The sequence below is a fragment of the Methylomonas sp. LW13 genome (assembly GCF_016865255.1).
GTDB lineage: Bacteria > Pseudomonadota > Gammaproteobacteria > Methylococcales > Methylomonadaceae > Methylomonas.
The window spans coordinates 3,497,004-3,515,906 of the sequence record NZ_CP033381.1 but is presented as its reverse complement, the minus strand read 5'-3'; the positions used below and the strand labels follow the sequence as shown (position 1 = coordinate 3,515,906).

The window sequence follows — 18,903 nt, the reverse complement described above, 5'->3', positions numbered from 1 at the left end:
TTCAGCCGGAACGGTTACGCATCTTTTCGACATGGTACTGCTGTGGCTTTGGGGTGGGGCAAGTATCGGCCAACTTCTGCCGTTCGAGGTGTCTTTGTCAATGGCTGGTATAGATCATAAATTGTTCACTAATGGCAAACAGTTGATACCAGTTCTTCGACACGTTTCGAAAAGTCCTGTGAGTGAACTGATCTATATTGTCCAAACACTTCACTTTCGATCTTCTTAACGGCATCGCATTGGCAGAATTTCCTAAAAGATTCTGCGAAATGCCTTTCTGCTACGATCGTAAGGGCTTTGGAATGTTCGGACATTTTTCTTTGAAATTCACCGGTGCCATAAGTAAGTGGCTCTATTAAGGGATCTTGAGAACGGTCGTTCATTCGCGCTTGATAAAGCACACGGAACGTAAACGATCTTCGCTTTGATGCAATTAGTTCCTCGTCCCTTCGATTAACCGCATCAACAAGCGACAATAGATCCTCACGCCCTATCCCAACTGTCTCTACCGTTATCTTATCTGCAAAAGCGCTAACGGAAGCAATGTCTAGCGAAGTTATTGCTTTGACTACTTGAAGATGAACACTTTTGCCTTTAAGAAGTGACTCAATCTCTCTGTTCGCCATTTCTTTTGCCCTCGCCTGTAGTTGTAGGTACGTTTCCACCATGGACCTACTTTTCTCATCAAGCTTCGGTTCAAGAATTAGGCGCTCTAGAGACCACTCTTTAACCATGCGCGGCCAGATTACTATGCGCATGAAGCCAAAAAGTCCATCCAATCTGCAGGAGTCAAATGGTTGTGATCCCGGTTGGCAGTAAGGGCGAAACCAATAACGCAACTCCTGACCCGAAACAGTCACGATATTCTCATTTATTGCGCACTCACTCTCTTCAATTAGCCTGTTTGTGTGGAGCATCCTAATAAAGTGCTTTGGTTGTTGTGGATGAGTAGGATACGCTTGATCAAGAATCCACTCTAAAGACCGAATCCTTCGTTCAATAGTGGTTTCAAAGGAATTCCAATTAAAGCCTGTCGTCACGTTGATTGCCTGAGTTATTTTAGTTCGTCCAACGCGGTTTTGAGCCGATAGCCGAAGCGTCCGATCATATGCAATTGATTTACGTATATCACCTGTAACAGGTAATTGTGACCGGGTATGATTAAATTGCCGCCATTGAATCAGATTGGTCGACAGACAACAACTGGTCGATTGTGACAATTCATCACTTCCAGAAACCGCAATTCTCTACTGGCATAATCTTAAAGAAATTGGCGATTGACTGTAAATTTGGAACAGATACGGTTTGGGATGGCATACTCAAACTGCAAAACGCCGAATTATTATTTGGCTTTTGTCAACCAGTGGCGCGCCAGCAGCAGCAAACTGAGCAAGCTGCAAAAAACCATATAGGGCCGTAGGGTGGATAAGCGAAGCGCCATCCACCATAGGAACGCAAATAGGTGGATGGCGCTTCGCTTATCCACCCTACAACTTTTATTATTTGAATGGCTGATTTAAATTTTAAACCGACATTCAAGGTAAATACACGAACTTCCGCCTTGGGTCGTTTGCGTCGAAAAAGCCCCGAGTCTAAAAACGCGCGTCACGCCGTCTACCCCGGTCGAGCCGGGGTAACTAATCATGGTGGTTAAGTAATCGATTGATTGTCCGCCAGCGATGAGGTTTCCGCTAAACGGTAGACATAAATCGTCGCGCCAATCACCGCCGCCTGGCCCATCAGCAAATTGACTATGGGCAAGGTCAAGCCCAGGCCGGTCAAGCCACCTAAGCTTAATACCCCCCAGCGGGTTTGCTGCATGAATTGTTTTTGCTCGGGAAACGGTAGGCCGCGTTCTTCCAGCGGGTAGGCTAAAAATTCCATCGCGATGCCCCACGCGGCAAATACCGCCCAGATAAAGGGTGCGATCAGATTGACCACCGGTATCAGAAACAGCAGCAGCAATGGCAGTACCCGCAACAATAGATAGCCGACCCGGCGCAGTTCACCGAAAAAAACCTTGTCCCAAGGCAGATCGGCTTTTGCAACGCTGCCGCCGCTAATCAACTGCAAGGTTTTGGCGGCTAACTGGCTGTAATACGGCGCGGCGATCAAATTGGCAAAAAGGGTAAAGGTAAAGAAGCCGATCACCAAAAAGCTGATAAAAAACAGCGGCCATAAAATCCAATTCAGCCAGGACAGCCAGTCCGGGATAAAGGAATGAATCAAGGCCGATACCGAATGGTAGCCCAGCACGAAGGCGCCGGTATACAACACCATATTGATGAACAAGGGAATGAGCAGATATTTGCGCAACTCGGGGTGGCTGAGCATTTTCACGCCCTGCCACAAGCAGGTCAGCGCAAAGACAGGGTTATTGCCGCGCGGTAAATTTAACATGGTGCCAAGCTCCTTACCCCGTGCAGGCCGGGATCGATAACCACGCCGCGTTCGGTGACGATGGCGCTAATCAGGGCGGCCGGGGTGACGTCGAACACCGGGTTCCAGGCGTTCACCAACGAGCCTTCGTTTAAGTAACAATCCGCCAACAATTCTTTAGGATTGCGTTGTTCAATTTCGATGCTGTCGCCGTTTTCCATGCTGAAGTCGAAGGTGGAAGAGGGCGCAGCGACCATCATTTTTACCCCGTGTTGTTTGGCCAACACCGCCAGCGAATACGTGCCGATCTTGTTGGCGACGTCGCCGTTAGCGGCGATGCGGTCGGCGCCGACGATGATCCAGTCGATTTTGCCGGATTTCATCAGCCAGGCCGCCGCCGAATCGGCGATCAGTGTGGCCGGAATACCGTCCTGCGCCAATTCCCACACCGTCAAGCGCGCACCTTGCAGCCAAGGCCGGGTTTCGTCCGCGTAGACGTTTTGTAATTGACCGCGCTGGTGCAAACTGCGAATCACGCCCAGCGCGGTGCCGTAACCGCCGGTGGCCAGCGCGCCGGCATTGCAGTGGGTCAATACGGCTTTGGCATCGCCGATGACATCCGCGCCGCGCTCACCCATCGCGTGGTTGGCAGCGATGTCTTCGGCGTGGATTTGCTCGGCCAATTGAGTCAATGCGACGACAGGTTCCGGCGGATTTTCCGCCAGCAGGCCGCGCATTTTATCCAGCGCCCAGAACAGGTTTACCGCCGTCGGCCGCGAGGTGGCCAGCTGTCGAATGTCTTGTTCTACAGCAGATTGCCAATCGCCGTTCGGATAATGTTGTATCGCCGATAACACCACGCCGTAAGCCGCGGCGATGCCGATGGCCGGGGCGCCGCGCACCCGCATTGAGGCAATGGCCTCGGTAACGCCGGCGGCATCGTTGTATTCGTCGTAAGTGATGGTTTCCGGCAGCAAGCGCTGGTCCAGCACTTTCAGGCTGTGTCCGCTCCATTGCAAGGCTTGTACGGAAAGTTTTTGCGTTGTAGTCATGATGATTTCGTCTAAATCTATATTTGAGGAGGTTATGAAATGCCCGGCAACTGCTACTTTTCCCTATGCGCTTGAGGTAAAAGCGCGGCCAATTTGCGTTGAAAAGGCAAATCAGATGCGGCGGTAGTCCGTTGTACGAGTGCTATTTTAAGGTGTTTTTGCACTTACTGCCGGGGGATATTGACTTCCCGTTGGCTGCGAACCCGCGTAAATACAACGGCGGGGGTTGGGTTTTCGCGTAGGCGAGACAGTACAGTGCCCCCGTCCCATTCCGGCATCATGACGTTCAGCAAAATTAAATCGGGGTGTGGGTCGGAGTGGGTGGCGGCCTGCGCTGTTCTCCGCAGGCGAGCAAGCCGGCTAACGAGGTATAATCGCCGCTTTGCATATCGGGAGAACCCATGCTGGTCGACCTTCTCATTCAAGCCCGTTGGATAATACCGGTAGAGCCGGCGTCCGAAATCCATGAGCACGCCAGTCTTGTGATAGATGACGGCAGAATTGTCGATTTGTTACCGACCGAGCAGGCCATGTCAAAGTACCAAGCCCGACAGCTCGAAGTGTTGGATCAGCATGCACTGATTCCGGGTTTGATTAACTGCCATACCCACGCCGCGATGTCCTTGCTGCGCGGGATTGCCGACGATCTGCATTTAATGGATTGGCTGCAAAACCATATCTGGCCGGCCGAGCAAAAATGGGTCAGCGAAGCATTTGTCAGGGATGGCACCGATCTGGCGATTGCCGAGATGCTGCGCTGCGGCACGACTTGTTTTAATGACATGTATTTCTTTCCGGAAATCGTCGCGCAACAAGCCATGCAACACGGCATACGCGCCAATATCGGTTTGATCGTGTTCGATTTTCCGACCGTCTGGGCGGAAAACGCGGATGCCTATCTGACCAAGGGTTTGGCGCTGCACGAGCAACTCCGGCATGAAACTTTGATCAGCACCTCGTTTGCGCCGCACGCGCCATACACCGTGTCGGACGGACCTTTGCGTAATGTCATCACCTACGCCGACGAGATGAACTTGACGGTGCATATGCACTTGCACGAAACCGCGCACGAAGTCGACGAGCAAAAAAGTAAAAACGGCCAAACGCCGCTACAGCGTTTACATGAATTGGGCTTGCTGACGCCATCGTTTATAGCGGTGCATATGACGCAATTGTCCAGCGAGGACATCCAACTTTACGCGGAAACCGGCGGCCACATCGTGCATTGTCCGGAATCCAATTTGAAACTGGCCAGCGGCTTTTGTCCGGTGGCGGCGTGTCTGGCTGCGGGTATCAATGTGGCCTTGGGCACCGACGGTGCCGCCAGCAATAACGATCTGGATGTGCTGTCGGAAATACGTACTGCAGCCTTGCTGGGTAAGGGGGTAGCAGGCGATGCCAGCGCGGTGTCGGCGACGACAGCGTTGGAAATGGCGACTATTAACGGCGCCAAGGCCTTGGGTTTGGACGCTGAAATCGGTTCACTGGTTATCGGCAAAGCGGCCGACGTGGTGGCGATAGATCTGAGTGAACTGGAAACTCAACCCTTGTTCAATCCGCTGGCGCAAATCGTCTATGCCGCCGGCCGGCATCAGGTGACTGATGTTTGGATTAACGGCAAGCAGTTACTGCGCAAGCGCGAATTGACCTCGTTTGATGTTCCGGCTCTGCGACAAAAAGTCACGCTTTGGCAAGAACGCTTGCAAGAACATCCAGCGAATTAACAGCCATTTTAGAAGTCGCCGAGAGGCCTTGTTAAAGGCCATTCAAGCCGTGGTACTGAATTCAAGATCAGGGTCGGAAGTTGGCGCATGACGAATAACCTAGTAATACAGTAAACTATAGCCCCATGAACAGGTTGGCATTATGACAGCGACAGAAAACGTACATCCTCACGAAATTCATAAGTTCGGCTCGCAAGCCGAGCGTTGGTGGGATCCGAACGGCGAATTTAAAACCTTGCATGACGTCAATCCTTTGCGCTTGCAGTTCATTCAGCAATACGCTGATTTGTCAGGCAAGCGGGTGGTGGATGTCGGTTGCGGCGGTGGGATTCTTACCGAAGGTTTGGCGAAAGCCGGCGCGGATGCCTTGGGTGTGGATTTAAGCGAAGACTTGCTGGATATTGCCGATTTGCATGGCCTGGAAACCGGCGTCAACGCCAGTTACCGGAAAATCAGCGCCGAACAACTGGCCGAGGAACAGCCGGCCGGCTTCGATCATGTCACCTGCATGGAAATGCTGGAGCACGTGCCCGATCCGGCGTCCATCATTGCCGCGTGCGCAACACTGGTTAAGCCCGGCGGCATGGTGTTTTTCTCGACTTTGAACCGGGTGCCGAAAGCCTGGTTGCTGGCTATCGTCGCCGCCGAGCATGTGCTGAAAATGGTACCCAAAGGTACGCACGACTATAAAACCTTTATCAAGCCTTCCGAATTGGGGCAGATGGCCAGAAGCGTAGGGCTTGAGTTACAAGGGATGGTCGGTATCGAATACAGCCCCTTCAGCAAGCGCTTTAGTTTGGGTAAAGATATAGACGTCAACTATATAGCGGCGTTTCAGCGCCCCGAGTAAGCCAGCATGACTGGATTTAAACTGGATTGCGTGCTGTTTGATCTGGACGGGACCTTGGTCGATACCGCACCCGATCTGATCGCCTGTTTGAACAAGACGCTGCTGGCCCACGGTTTTCCGGAAGCGCCTGCGGAGACAGTGCGGCCCTTCATTTCCCACGGTGCCATGCCGATGATCAGGCATTGCGTGAGCGTTGAAGACAGCTTGGCGCAGCAGATGCTGGCCTTTATGCTGGATACCTACGAACAGAATATCGCCGAACATAGCCGTTTTTTTCACGGCATTGCCGATAGTTTGGAAGCGATAGAACAACTGGGTTTGAAGTGGGGCGTAGTCACCAACAAAAAATCCCGTTTTACCGTGCCCTTGATGGAGGCGATGCAACTCAGCGACCGAGCCGCCTGCATTATCAGTGGCGATACCACTGCCAATAGCAAGCCGCATCCGGAACCGATGTTGGCCGCCTGCCGTCAAGCCGGGGTAGCGCCGGAGAATTGCGTGTATATCGGCGATGCGATACACGACATTACCGCCGGCAAACGCGCGAATATGAAAACCCTGGCGGCACTATACGGTTATTTGCAAAGCGACGATCAGCCCGATACCTGGGGTGCCGACGCTTTGATCGAACAGCCGCCTCAATTGATGGAATGGATACACGCTAATTTATGTCATTAAGCAATAAGGTTTTACTGATTACCGGAGCCGGCGGCGGTCTGGGCGGCACGGCGGCGCTGGCATTAGCCGGGCAGGGCGCGCAAATCATTCTGCTGGATAAAAGCATTCCCAAGCTGGAAAAAATCTACGATGCGATTGTCGCTGCCGGCGGTCCTGAACCGGTGATGTATCCCTTCGATTTGGCCGGTGCCAGTGAAGCGCAATACGAAGAAATGGCCGAAGCGATAGCGCAACGCTACGGTGCTTTGCATGGCGTATTGCATGCGGCCGTGGAGTTTAGCGCTTACAGCCCCATCGCCAATTACAAAACCAAGGATTGGGGACATGCCTTAAACGTCAACCTCAGTGCGCCTTTCCTGTTGTGCCGGGTGTTGTTGCCTTTGCTGCAACGCAGCGAGCATGCTTCCATCGTGTTTATTTCCGATTCCTCGGCGCGTAAAGTCCAGGCTTATTCAGGTGCTTACGGCGTAGCGAAAATCGCGCTGGAAGGCTTAGCCGGTATTCTGGCCCTAGAACTGGAAGCAGCTGGAAAAATCCGTGTTAATACTTTGGTCCCGGGACCGGTGGATTCGCCATTACGGAAGAAAGCTTTCCCGGCCGAAGATAAAACCAGGCTGCCAAGCATGAACAGCTTGGACCCGCTGTATGTTTACTTATTCAGCGACGCCAGTATCGGCAAGACCGGTCAAATTATTGACGCCCAAACTTTCAAACCTTAAGAAACTTATGGCAGACAGAGAAGTTGTATTTTTAACCCGCGACGTCAACATCGTCACCATTCCGGACGGCAACCACGGCACCTTGAGTAAAGGTCAGGAAGTGACCATCCATCAGGCCTTGGGCAGCAATTACACCGTGGTGACCGATTACGGCCATATGGTACGGATCGCCGGGATTGACGCCGATGCCTTGGGCAAGGAAACCCAGCATTTGCATACCCTAGTGTCGGAAACCGACAGCAAGGCGGTGGAAAAGAACTGTTGGGAAGTGATGAAAACCGTCTACGACCCGGAAATCCCTGTCAACATCGTCGATTTGGGTTTGGTTTACCATTGCAGCGCCAAGCCTAACGCCGATGGTGGCAACGATGTGCATATTCAGATGACCTTGACCGCGCCCGGATGCGGCATGGGTCCGGTCATCCAAAGCGACGTGGAAAAATGCATCCGCGCCTTGCCCGGCGTCAGTTCGGTTGATGTCGAAGTGGTGTTAGATCCGCCCTGGTCGCGGGAAATGATGTCGGAAGTCGCGCAAGTACAGTTGGGTTTGTTTTAAAAGTCGGCAAAGGGCGGCGGCAGCTAAGCGGCGGAAAATTGCCGCTTGCTGAAGAAAACTGCGGTTGTTTGTGTTTAAGTCATTGTATTTTATAAATATAAAATAATTGGCACGCTCTTGGCTTTATTCTCCTTGAAGTTTGATTCAAGACTCGGGGAACCGTCATGAGAGATAAAGCAGCCGATTTAGCGATAGTCAGTAATAAAACCTTTGAAGCGTCAACCGCTGTCAATTTGCATCACTACGATATCAGTAGTGCTTTGCAGACTTCATTGGAATTCAACGAGTTGATCGCCATTTTCTGCGACAAAATTCAAAATACCATTCCGCATAACGGCTTTGAATACATCAACGAAGATTTCGATTTGGAATTCAAACGCGGCGTGATGGCCCGCCACTCTTGCAGCTATGCCCTAAAAGTCGAAGAGCAGCAGCTGGGCGAGTTGAAACTAACCCGTAGCAATCGCTTCAGCAAAGATGAGCTGAAAATGCTGGAAAGCCTGTTGTGTTGCCTGATTTACCCACTAAGAAATGCCACCTTGTTTCAGCAAGCATTGAAAATGGCATTCACCGACCCTTTAACCAAAACCAATAACCGCACCGCGTTTAACGACTGTTTGCTGCGCGAAATCAAACGTGCGCATCGTAATTCGCAGCATTTGTCGGTGATTTTTGTGGATGTCGATCACTTCAAGCATATCAACGACGATTACGGGCATGCTTGCGGCGATTTGGCTTTGTCGTCATTGGCCGGCTGGTTGAAAGACAGTGTGCGCGGCAGCGACGCGGTGTTTCGTTACGGCGGCGAAGAGTTTGTGATTTTGCTGAGCGATACCGACATCGACGGTGCGATGGTGATAGGCGAGCGCATCCGCGCAGATATTGAATCGCACACTTTGGCTTATGGCATGGACGTGTTGAATCTGACCGCCAGTTTGGGAGTTGCAGCCTTAAAAGGTAGCGATAGCCCGGAATTCTTGCTCAAACGGGCCGACGCCGCGATGTATCAAGCCAAACAACGCGGTAGAAACCGGGTAGAAGTGGGATATTGATTCGGTTTTCGCACTGCGGCCATCAGACGGCGATAGTCGCTTAACCCACTTTAAAGCGATAGCCCACACCCGACTCGGTCAGCAAATATTTCGGCTGAGTCGGATCGCTTTCCAGCTTTTGCCGCAATTGGCTCATATAAATCCGCAAATAATGCGGGTTCTCCTGATACGACGGCCCCCAAACTTCCTTCAAAATTTGCTGATGCGTCAAAACTTTGCCGGCATGCTTGATCAGCACGCAGAGCAAGCGGTATTGAATCGGCGTCAGATGAATGTCGTTGCCATCGACGCTGACTACCCGATTGCGCAAATCCACTTTCAGTGCATCGACGACAAACACTTCGTCCTGAGCATGTTCCGCCGGTCGGCTGGCATGCCGCAAAGCCACCCGTATGCGCGCCAACAGCTCGCCGAATCCAAACGGCTTGGTTAGGTAATCGTCCGCGCCGGCGTCCAAGGCGTCGATTTTTTGCTGTTCGTTACTGCGCGCCGACAGCACGATGATAGGCAGGGCCGACGACCAGCTGCGCACACTCTTGATCACCTCGACGCCATCCATATCCGGCAAGCCTAAATCCAGAATCAGCAAATCCGGTTTACGCACGCCGGCTTCAATCAGGCCTTGTTTGCCGGTCTCGGCTTCGAATACGGCAAAATCGTGCGTCGCCAGACTGGTACGCAAAAAGCGCCGGATCGGTGGATCGTCTTCGATCACGATAATGACGGGATGCGTTTTAGCCATGGCCAAAATCCAGTGGGATTACGTTCATTCCTCCGGCTCCATAAGCGGAGGGGGTTCGTCGTTGGGTAGCGCGAAGGTAAAGATCGCACCGCCCCCCGGTTTGTTGTTAGCGCGAATCCGGCCGCCATGCACTTCGACAATGGCTCGGCAAATCGCCAGCCCCAAGCCGACGCCGCTTTGCGCCGATTCATGCCGGGCTTGGTAAAATTTCTCGAACAATTTATCCTCCAGACCTTTGGGAATACCGGGGCCGTGATCGGCGACCGAAATTTCCATGGTATTGCCGACGTATTGGGCAAACACTTCAAGTTCGGAACCCGCAGCGGTATAGCGCACGGCGTTTTCCAATAGATTAATCAACACCTGCTCTATCATCACCGCATCGACAAATACCAGCGGAATACCCGGCGGCAGGCTGACGCTGACTTTTCGGCCGGCCAGGTGTTTTTGCAAGCGCGTTAGGACGGTGCCGATAATTTCTTCGACAGGATGCCACTGTTTGTTTAATTCCACCACGCCGGCGTCGAGTCTGGCCATGTCCAGAATATTATTCACCAAATTGGCCATGCGTTCGGCTTCGTCATAGATGGCACGGCCGAGTTCCAGCCGGTGCTGGGTCTGTAAATGGCCTTCGTCTTCGACCAGGGCGCTGGCCGAGCCGATGATCGTCGACAACGGGGTCCGCAAGTCGTGAGAAATGGCGCTGAGTAAGGAGTTGCGCAGTCGTTCGGCTTCGATTTGCAATTGCGTCGATTTGGCCTGTTCGGCAAAGCGTAAACGGGCGACGGCCTGGCCGATTTGCCGCAAAAAGGTTTCCAGTAATTTTTGCTGCTCCGGCAAAAACACCCGGCGTAAATTGATCGGTAACAGCGCCAATACGCCGATGGCTTTGTCTTCGTCTTGAATCGGAAAATAAATCGCCGCGCTGCCGGGTAAGGTATGGGTGCCGTGCCCGGCCATTTCGTTATGATCGTAGACCCACTGCGCCACGCTCAAATCGGCACCGCGCAAGGATTGAGGCAGGCTGTGTTGTTTCGGATAGACCAGCCGCCCGCCTGGATTGGCAAATAAAATGACATTGCGGCTGCTGAATTCGGCGTATAGATGTTTAACAGCGGTCGCGACGATCTGCTGTTCGCTTTGCGCCACCGCCAGCTCCTTGCTCATAGCGTATAAGGCCGCGGCGCGGCGTTCGCGATGCGCGGCAACCTTGGCCTGCGCGCGGACGTTGACCATCAGATTGCTGATGACAAAAGCCACCACCAGCATGGCCAACAACGTGATCAGATACTGGCTATCGGCTACCGACAGACTGTAGAAAGGCTGCACGAACAGCAGGTCGAATACGCCGACGCTCAGCAAGGACGCCAACACCGAAGGCCCGCGCCCGAAATGGGTAGCGACAAACACCACACCGAGTAAATACACCATTACCACATTGGCCAGTTCCACCTTGCCGAACAACATTTTACCCACTGCCGTGCAGAGCAAGGTCACCGCCATTGCCCACAGATAGCCGCGATAGCGGCGGCGAGTTTTACTGGGGATGCGTTGTCGCAGGCCGGGCAGGGGTGATTTCTTGAATAAAGACAGCTCGGCTTCCAGTTCCTCCCGTTCGCCCAGTTGTGGGCTGCCCAGCAAGTAAATATTGATATTGTGGGCGTGGCTGATTAGCACATCCACCACAGACCCCAACAGCCAGCGCCGCCAGCCGCGCCGGCTGGGTTTGCCGACCACGATTTTGTTGATATTGCGTTCGCGAGCAAAGCGGATCAACGCTTCGCTCATCTCCGGCGCGCTGAGCGTCACCGTTTCGGCGCCAAGCTGTTCCGCCAGCCGCAAAACCCGCAAAATCCCGTCGCGCTTTTCGGCGGGCAAGCGCGCCAATTCGGGCGTTTCCACATAAACCACGATCCAAGCCGAACGCAGGCTGGTCGCCAAGCGCTTGCCGGCTCTAACCAGACGCTCAGCCAGCACATTCGGGCCGATGCACACCATCAGCCTTTCGTTGACCTGCCAGACTTCGCGAATCGCATTGTCTTCACGATAATCCAGCATTTGCGCGTCGACGCGATTGGTGGTTTGCCGCAAGGCCAGTTCGCGTAGCGCAATCAGATTGCCTTTACGGAAAAAATTCTGAATCGCGTGTTGGGCTTGCTGCGGCAAATAGACTTTGCCTTCTCGTAGGCGCAGCAACAATTCGTCGGGGGGCAAATCCACCAGCTCGACTTCGTCGGCGTCCTCGAATACTGTGTCCGGTACGGTTTCCCAGATACGAATGCCGGCAATCTGCCCGACATCGTCGTTCAGGCTTTCCAGGTGTTGCACGTTCAGCGCGGTATACACATCAATCCCGGCTTCCAGCAATTCTCGAATATCTTGCCAGCGTTTCGGATGGCGCGAGCCGGGGGCGTTGGTGTGCGCCAATTCGTCGACCAAGATGATGGCCGGCCGCCGTTTTAAGGCCGCATCAATATCAAACTCCTGCAACACGGCGCCTTTGTAGTCGATCTTGCGGGTTGGGAGGATTTCCAAGCCCGCCAACAGCGCTTCGGTGTCGGCGCGACCATGGGTTTCCACCAAGCCGACGATCACATCAAGATTTTCCGCGCGGCGTTCGCGCGCCGCCAGCAGCATCGCATAGCTTTTCCCGACCCCGGCCGCCGCGCCGAAAAAAATCTTCAGGCGGCCGCGTTTGGCCTTGGCTTTGTCGCGTTCGACGCGGGCCAGAAGTTGATCGGGGTCCAGGCGTTGCTCGTTCATGGTCTGGCGGCTTGCGAGTAGGCGTCCAAAGCCAGATTTAAACTCAAGACATTGACTCTAGGTTCGCCGAATATTAGCCATTGCCTGGGTTCGCTATGCGATTCGACCAAATCCCGAACGACACTTTCCGGCAATTTGCGCGCTTTGGCTACGCGCTTGATTTGGTAATGGGCCGCCGCAATACCGATGTGCGGGTCCAAACCACTGGCGGATGCGGTAACCAAATCCACAGGCACCAGAGCACGATTGTCCGGGTCGAGTTGCTGTAGTGCTTGAATGCGCAGTTTTACCGCGTCGCTCAAGGCCGGATTGGTCGGGCCGAGGTTGGAACCACCGGAGGCGGCGGCATTGTAAGGGTAGGGCGCGGTCGCCGACGGCCGACCCCAAAAATAGCGGGCCTGGCTGAAGCTTTGACCGATTAAAGCGGAGCCGATGGCTTGGCCTTGCTTATCGAGTATCAGGCTGCCGTTGGCTTGGGCAGGAAAAACGCTTTGCGCCAGCAAAGTAACCAGCGCCGGATAGAGGCCGCCGGTGAGAAAGGTCATGAGCAACAGGAGGGTGGCAGCAGGTCTGAAATAGCTTGTCATGTTGTTCTCCCTACACCAGATTCATCGTTACCAGAATTAAATCAATCGCCTTGATACCGATAAACGGCACTATCAAACCGCCAACACCGTAGACCAGCAAATTATTTTGCAACAGTTTTTCAGCGCCGAGCGGCTGATATTTGATGCCTTTCAAAGCCAGCGGGATCAAGGCGATGATGATCAGCGCATTGAATATCACCGCCGACAGTATAGCGCTGGCCGGGGTGGCCAAACCCATGACGTTCAAAACGTTCAAAGCCGGATAGGTGGTGGCAAACGCGGCCGGAATGATGGCGAAATATTTTGCCACGTCGTTGGCTACGCTGAAGGTGGTCAAGGCACCGCGGGTCATCAACATTTGCTTGCCGGTTTCGACAATCTCGATCAGTTTGGTGGGGTTGGAATCCAGATCGACCATATTCCCGGCTTCCTTGGCGGCCTGGGTGCCGCTGTTCATCGCCACCGCCACGTCGGCTTGCGCCAGTGCCGGTGCGTCGTTGGTGCCGTCGCCGGTCATGGCTACCAAGCGGCCATCTGCTTGATGCTGACGAATCAAAGCCAGCTTGGCTTCCGGCGTCGCTTCGGCCAGAAAGTCATCCACGCCGGCCTCGGCGGCAATCGCCGCAGCGGTTAGGCGATTGTCGCCGGTGATCATGATGGTTTTGATGCCCATCTGCCGCAGTTCGATAAAGCGTTCCTTGATGCCGCCTTTGACGATGTCTTTTAATTCGATGACGCCCAGGGCCTGCTTGCCATCGGCTACCACCAGCGGCGTGCTGCCGCGCCGCGCCACGTCGACGACCATTTTCTGGATTTCGTCGGGAAAGCGGCCGCCTTGTTCGGTCACATACTGTTTAATCGCATCCTCGGCACCCTTGCGGATTTGCCGCATGTTTTCGCTCCCTCGCCCTTCGGGAGAGGGCTGGGGTGAGGGGAAATTGACCCCGCTCATCCGGGTTTGGGCGCTGAAGTGGATAAAAGTCGCGCCCAGGGATTGCACGTCGCGCTCGCGCAAACCAAACTTTTGTTTGGCCAGCACGACGATGCTGCGGCCTTCCGGGGTTTCGTCGGTCAACGAGGCCAGTTGCGCGGCATCGGCCAACTGCTTCTCGCTGATACCCTTGGCTGGTATGAAAGCCGCAGCCTGCCGATTGCCTAAAGTAATGGTGCCGGTTTTATCCAATAACAGTACATCCACATCGCCGGCCGCTTCCACGGCGCGGCCGGAGGTGGCAATGACATTTTTCTGCATCATCCGGCCGATCCCGGCCACACCGATAGCCGACAGCAAGCCGCCTATGGTGGTGGGAATCAAGCACACCAACAGAGCCACCAGCACGGTGATCGAAATTGGGTGGCCCGCGCCGGCCATTTCCACGCTATACAACGAGAAAGGCAGTAAGGTTACCGTGGCCATTAAAAACACCAGCGTCAGCGCCACCAGCAGGATGGTCAAGGCAATCTCATTCGGAGTTTTCTGCCGTTTCGCGCCTTCCACCATCGAAATCATCCGGTCCAGAAAGGTCTCGCCGGGGTTAGCGGAAATCCGCACCACCAGCCAATCCGATAATACCCGAGTACCGCCGGTGACCGAGCTGAAGTCGCCGCCCGATTCACGGATCACCGGCGCGCTTTCGCCGGTGATGGCGCTTTCGTCCACCGAGGCCACGCCTTCGATGACATCGCCATCGCCCGGCACAAAATCCCCGGCTTCGATCAGCACCACATCGCCTTTCACCAGGCTGGATCCGGCGATTTTGGTGTAGTTACTACCGTAACGCGGTTCATCCAGCTTCTTGGCGGCAATATCGCGCTTGGCGGTGCGCAAGAAAGCCGCCTGCGCTTTGCTGCGGCCTTCCGCGGCCGCTTCGGCGAAGTTGGCGAACAGCACCGTAAACCATAACCAGACCGTGATGGTTAAGATAAAACCGGCGGATTCCTCGCTATCACCGGCCAAAGCTTGCAGCCATAACAGCGTAGTTAGCAGGCTGCCCAGATACACGACAAACATCACCGGATTTTTCCATTGTTGCTGCGGCGTCAGTTTTTTAAAGGCTTCCCAAACCGCTTGCTTAAGCAGGTCAGGGTCGAATAAGGAAGACGAGAGCGCTTTGTGAGTCATATGCTTACCTGCTATGAAATCAAGAATGAGCGAGCATGTGCAACTGCTCGACGATAGGGCCTAAGGCCAGCGCCGGCACAAAGGTCAACGCGCCGACCATTAACACCGTGATAATCAGCAATACCGCGAACAAGGGCGTATGGGTGGGTAAGGTGCCGGGACCGACGGGTACATGTTTTTTCGCGGCCAGCGAGCCGGCGATGGCTAATACCGGAATCATCAGACCGTAACGCGATACCAGCATGGCCAAGCCCAGCAAGTAGTTATAAAACGGCACATTGGCCGACAGGCCGGCGAAGGCGCTGCCGTTGTTATTACCTGCCGAGGACAACGCATACAACACTTCGCTAAAGCCATGCGCACCGGGATTGAGGATGGCTGCCTTGCCGGCTTCGGTCATCAAGGCTAGCGCCGTGCCGCCCAACACTAACAGCGGGGGAATTAAAATAATCACCGCCGCCATCTGCATTTCAAAGGCTTCGATTTTTTTGCCTAAATATTCCGGCGTGCGGCCTATCATCAATCCGGCGATAAATACCGCCACTAGCGCGAACACGATCATGCCGTAAAGACCCGAGCCGACGCCGCCGAAGATCACTTCGCCCAGCTGGATCAACCACATCGGGATCATGCCGCCGATGGGGGTGAACGAATCGTGCATGGCGTTCACCGAGCCGTTGGAGGCGGCGGTGGTCGCTACCGCCCATAGTGCGGAATTGACGATGCCGAAGCGGGCTTCCTTACCTTCCATATTGCCGCCGGCTTGTTGATTGGACGCGGCTTGATCAACGCCCAAACTCGCCAGCGCCGGATTGCCGTGTTGTTCGGCGGGTACGGTGAGGAAAACCAGCGCTACAAACACTAGAGTCATCGCTGCCAACAGTGCCCAGCCTTGCCGGCTATCGCCGACCAAAAAACCAAAGGTATGACACAGCGCGGCGGGGATTAACAGGATGGCGAGCATTTCCAAGAAATTGCTTAGCGGGGTGGGGTTTTCGTAAGGATGCGCCGAGTTGGCATTGAAAAATCCGCCGCCGTTAGTGCCGAGCTGCTTGATAGCGATTTGCGATGCCGCCGGTCCCAAGGCCAGGGTTTGTTCCTGGCTTTGTTGGCTTTGAGTGACGGGTTGGCCTTGTGCATCCAGAACCGCGTGTCCACCTGCATCAATTGCTGGTGCCGAGTAAGTCAGCGGTTCTTGCAGCTTGACGGTGGCGTAGCGATCAAAGGTTTGCACCACACCTTGCCCCACCAGTACGAGGGCCAGCAGCAACGAAAGCTGCAGCAGGATATACAAAGTGGAACGGGTCATGTCCACCCAGAAATTGCCGATAGCGTTGGTGTTACGTCGGCTGAAACCGCGTATCAAAGCCACCAGCACCGCCATACCGCTGGCTGCCGACAAAAAGTTCTGCACGGTTAAACCCAGCATTTGCGTGAGATAACTCATGCTGGCCTCACCGGCATAGCCTTGCCAATTGGTGTTGGTGGCAAAACTGATCGCGGTATTCAACGCCGAGTCGGAGCTGATGGCCGGCAGGGCCTGCGGATTGAGCGGCAACAGGTCTTGGCAGGTTTGCAAGCCATAAACCACCAGTAAACCCAGCACGTTAAAGACCAGCAATGCACCTGCGTATTGCTGCCAGCGCATATCTTGCTGGGCTTGGATGCCGCACAGCCGATACAGCCCGTGCTCAACCCTGGCAAACCAAGTGTTGCCCACGATGGATTCGTCTTGATACACCCGTGCCATGTACGTACCCAGTGGCTTGCTCAGCAGCAGTAAGGCCAGCAGATAGATAAAAATTTGTAGGAAGCCGGTTTCGTTCATCAGAATTTCTCCGGATAAAACAGCGCGACCACTAGATAAATAAACACCAGCAGCGCCAAGCCGCCGCTTAATAGATAAATCCCGCTCATATAGACCTCCTGCAAATATGCTTAAGCATTTTTTAGACGGGCGAATGCGTCAAACAGCCCAAAATTTTGGCGGTTTTGCCGCTGATCGCCTGAGTCACAATCTACCGATTGGCGGGTAAAAATGTCGTAAAAATTCCGGGGTGGGATGTTAAGAAAGTGTAAAGCTCATCTGGAGTCGATAAACATGGTTGTTTGCGCAGTATGCACTGAAGTTACTGTGGGGCAGGGTTATCATCAGGGCGTGTCCTTTCTATTACTCCAGATTTCGCTAAGCTTCACCTGGGCTACTTGCTCAGGTAAATCCTGGGGTCTATTCGGCCCTTTAAACCTTACGAACTAATATTTGGAAAAGAGTATGCCGCCATTCAATTTAAACGACTTGGCTTACACGCTTGCCGCAATTTTCTTTGTTATTTTTGCAAGCTCATTTCTGCTACCTGCCATATTTCTGAAAGGGAGGTTTCGGCTCATTGCGATTGTTTTGGTATTTGGAGGATGGTTTTATTCGTACTACCAGCAGAACATAGTTCCGGAAGCGGCAGGCAGATGGAGAACACAAGGGATTGGTACGTGTAAAAGTGAATTGCAGGCTCTACCTGATGTTATCGTTACCGATGGATTTCTCGACGAAGGCGGTGCTATGCAGCCGGATGTACTCATCCAGCTCTTTAGGGATCGAAAGTTGTTGTTTGTAGAAACTAGTTCAGCCGCACTCATTGGATTTGACGGAGGCATAACAAAAGAACAAAGTAACAAGCGACTGATGGAAGCCACTGCTTCACCTTGGGTTAGGCTGGAGCTCGCTACCGACGGGGATCCCGCATGCCCAAAATCGCCATCTGGTAAAACGGTGCTAATCGATGAAGCCCCATTTTTACCAGAGACGTGTATTGCGCGTCGCCACATCGACTCACCCGCGGCCCGAGTCGCTCTGCTTCTGTCTCCGCCGGCAAATGAAGAATTAAGAGTGTATGGCAAGTGGAAGTTAATTGATAAAACCTCGGGTGCTGATTTGGCTTCGTTGACTACCATCCAGTCGCGTCCAGCGGTGCCCTTGGATAGCCTATCTTTTCACAATGATCGTCGCCTATCTGATTGTAATAAGCCAGCTACAACCCTTGTTGATCGGCTCCGTTTTGACAGTCGGCTCGATTCCAACGCGGTTGAATATGCTTTTGATACAGAGACTGCAAAAGCGAAAATAGCTGCGGAAACGATCTCCTCGTTAAATACGACACTTTCGCCGGTTCAGGTCACTGCAGAAAATGGCGCTTGGAGCGAGGCTGAAAGTTGGTTCTTATTTAATAGGGAAATTCGTCCGGAAGAGTGGCGCGCGACGGTTGACATTGCACGTAACCAAGGGGTTGCTGCTTACGGATCAAGAATTGTGGATTGGTCGAAACGTAAGCTGATTAATCTTGATCCTCTAATTAGTTCTGGCAAACACTGGGCCTGGAAAGTCTCTGCAGTGGGTCAAGGTTTTTTTGTTGTCAATACAGCCACAGAATGGAATAAATTGTTAATCCGTTACCGGCATGATGGGACGCTAGACTGGTTTGTCCAGGTGATACAACCCAAAACGGGAGGGCAATGCGCTCGGTTTCAACCTGAGGCGATATACACTACAAAAACCCATCTTGTAATTGCAGATAGATGCGGGCCGCAACCGACAATTGAAGAATACAGGCACACACGAAAACCTGTTACTGGAGAGCTTTGGCTAATTCCTCTTACGGCACTTCCAAAAATCGACTGAGCGTAA

Annotated in this window: 17 protein-coding genes; 8 read left to right on the top strand and 9 right to left on the bottom strand. The window is 53.5% G+C overall.

The features are described from left to right. Positions 1-128: 128 nt before the first annotated feature. A complete protein-coding gene (locus JL719_RS15875; RefSeq protein ID WP_033155283.1) occupies positions 129-1,040 on the bottom strand; it encodes a hypothetical protein in 912 nt (303 codons plus the stop codon). A 173-nt stretch (positions 1,041-1,213) separates the two neighbouring features. On the opposite strand from JL719_RS15875, the gene JL719_RS15870 reads away from it, so the two are divergent. Continuing rightward, a complete protein-coding gene (locus JL719_RS15870; protein WP_165385972.1) occupies positions 1,214-1,420 on the top strand; it encodes a hypothetical protein in 207 nt (68 codons plus the stop codon). A 230-nt stretch (positions 1,421-1,650) separates the two neighbouring features. On the opposite strand, the gene cysZ is transcribed toward JL719_RS15870, so the two are convergent. Together cysZ and mtnA are read right to left on the bottom strand one after the other, a co-directional pair. Beyond that, on the bottom strand, positions 1,651-2,400 hold the full coding sequence (cysZ, locus tag JL719_RS15865) for a sulfate transporter CysZ (protein WP_033155282.1): 750 nt from the start codon (positions 2,398-2,400) through the stop codon (positions 1,651-1,653). Next, positions 2,394-3,431 carry an S-methyl-5-thioribose-1-phosphate isomerase gene (mtnA, locus tag JL719_RS15860; RefSeq protein ID WP_033155281.1) on the bottom strand — a complete coding sequence of 346 codons (1,038 nt, stop codon included), beginning with the start codon at positions 3,429-3,431 and terminating at the stop codon, positions 2,394-2,396. The genes cysZ and mtnA overlap by 7 nt, the downstream gene beginning before the upstream one ends. Positions 3,432-3,832: 401 nt before the next feature. Between mtnA and JL719_RS15855 the strand changes: the two genes are divergently transcribed. From JL719_RS15855 to JL719_RS15830, 6 genes are all read left to right on the top strand, one after another. Continuing rightward, positions 3,833-5,155: a TRZ/ATZ family hydrolase gene (locus JL719_RS15855; protein ID WP_033155280.1), complete on the top strand. Its 1,323-nt coding sequence runs from the start codon at positions 3,833-3,835 to the stop codon at positions 5,153-5,155. 142 nt (positions 5,156-5,297) lie between these two features. Further along, positions 5,298-6,005 carry a bifunctional 2-polyprenyl-6-hydroxyphenol methylase/3-demethylubiquinol 3-O-methyltransferase UbiG gene (gene ubiG, locus JL719_RS15850; RefSeq protein WP_084153198.1) on the top strand — a complete coding sequence of 236 codons (708 nt, stop codon included), beginning with the start codon at positions 5,298-5,300 and terminating at the stop codon, positions 6,003-6,005. Between the two features lie 6 nt (positions 6,006-6,011). Continuing rightward, positions 6,012-6,683 carry an HAD family hydrolase gene (locus tag JL719_RS15845; RefSeq protein ID WP_033155278.1) on the top strand — a complete coding sequence of 224 codons (672 nt, stop codon included), beginning with the start codon at positions 6,012-6,014 and terminating at the stop codon, positions 6,681-6,683. Continuing rightward, complete coding sequence (locus JL719_RS15840; RefSeq protein ID WP_033155277.1) at positions 6,674-7,402, top strand: SDR family NAD(P)-dependent oxidoreductase; 729 nt, start codon at positions 6,674-6,676, stop codon at positions 7,400-7,402. Before JL719_RS15845 ends, JL719_RS15840 begins: the two co-directional genes overlap by 10 nt. A 7-nt stretch (positions 7,403-7,409) precedes the next feature. Then, on the top strand, positions 7,410-7,958 hold the full coding sequence (sufT, locus tag JL719_RS15835; protein WP_033155276.1) for a putative Fe-S cluster assembly protein SufT: 549 nt from the start codon (positions 7,410-7,412) through the stop codon (positions 7,956-7,958). Positions 7,959-8,122: 164 nt separating this feature from the next. Further along, entirely contained in the window at positions 8,123-9,010 is an 888-nt protein-coding gene (locus tag JL719_RS15830) for a GGDEF domain-containing protein (RefSeq protein WP_033155275.1), read from the top strand. Between the two features lie 40 nt (positions 9,011-9,050). Here JL719_RS15830 and JL719_RS15825 read toward each other — a convergent pair whose 3' ends face one another. The 6 genes from JL719_RS15825 to JL719_RS15800 are packed head-to-tail and all read right to left on the bottom strand — an operon-like array spanning position 9,051 to position 17,141. Then, positions 9,051-9,752, bottom strand: coding sequence for a response regulator (locus tag JL719_RS15825; protein WP_033155274.1), 702 nt, complete (start codon positions 9,750-9,752; stop codon positions 9,051-9,053). Between the two features lie 24 nt (positions 9,753-9,776). Beyond that, the gene (locus JL719_RS15820) at positions 9,777-12,515 is read right to left on the bottom strand and encodes a DUF4118 domain-containing protein (protein ID WP_033155273.1); all 2,739 of its coding nucleotides are present in this window, start codon (positions 12,513-12,515) and stop codon (positions 9,777-9,779) included. Continuing rightward, entirely contained in the window at positions 12,512-13,102 is a 591-nt protein-coding gene (gene kdpC / locus JL719_RS15815) for a potassium-transporting ATPase subunit KdpC (RefSeq protein ID WP_033155272.1), read from the bottom strand. Before kdpC ends, JL719_RS15820 begins: the two co-directional genes overlap by 4 nt. A gap of 10 nt (positions 13,103-13,112) precedes the next feature. Continuing rightward, positions 13,113-15,224, bottom strand: a complete 2,112-nt coding sequence (kdpB, locus tag JL719_RS15810) for a potassium-transporting ATPase subunit KdpB (RefSeq protein WP_033155271.1) — start codon at positions 15,222-15,224, stop codon at positions 13,113-13,115. Positions 15,225-15,243: 19 nt separating this feature from the next. Beyond that, positions 15,244-17,052, bottom strand: a complete 1,809-nt coding sequence (gene kdpA / locus JL719_RS15805) for a potassium-transporting ATPase subunit KdpA (RefSeq protein ID WP_033155270.1) — start codon at positions 17,050-17,052, stop codon at positions 15,244-15,246. Continuing rightward, on the bottom strand, positions 17,052-17,141 hold the full coding sequence (locus JL719_RS15800; protein WP_033155269.1) for a potassium-transporting ATPase subunit F: 90 nt from the start codon (positions 17,139-17,141) through the stop codon (positions 17,052-17,054). Before JL719_RS15800 ends, kdpA begins: the two co-directional genes overlap by 1 nt. Positions 17,142-17,496: 355 nt before the next feature. On the opposite strand from JL719_RS15800, the gene JL719_RS15795 reads away from it, so the two are divergent. Further along, positions 17,497-18,897, top strand: a complete 1,401-nt coding sequence (locus JL719_RS15795) for a hypothetical protein (RefSeq protein WP_033155268.1) — start codon at positions 17,497-17,499, stop codon at positions 18,895-18,897. The last annotated feature ends 6 nt before the right edge of the window (positions 18,898-18,903 follow it).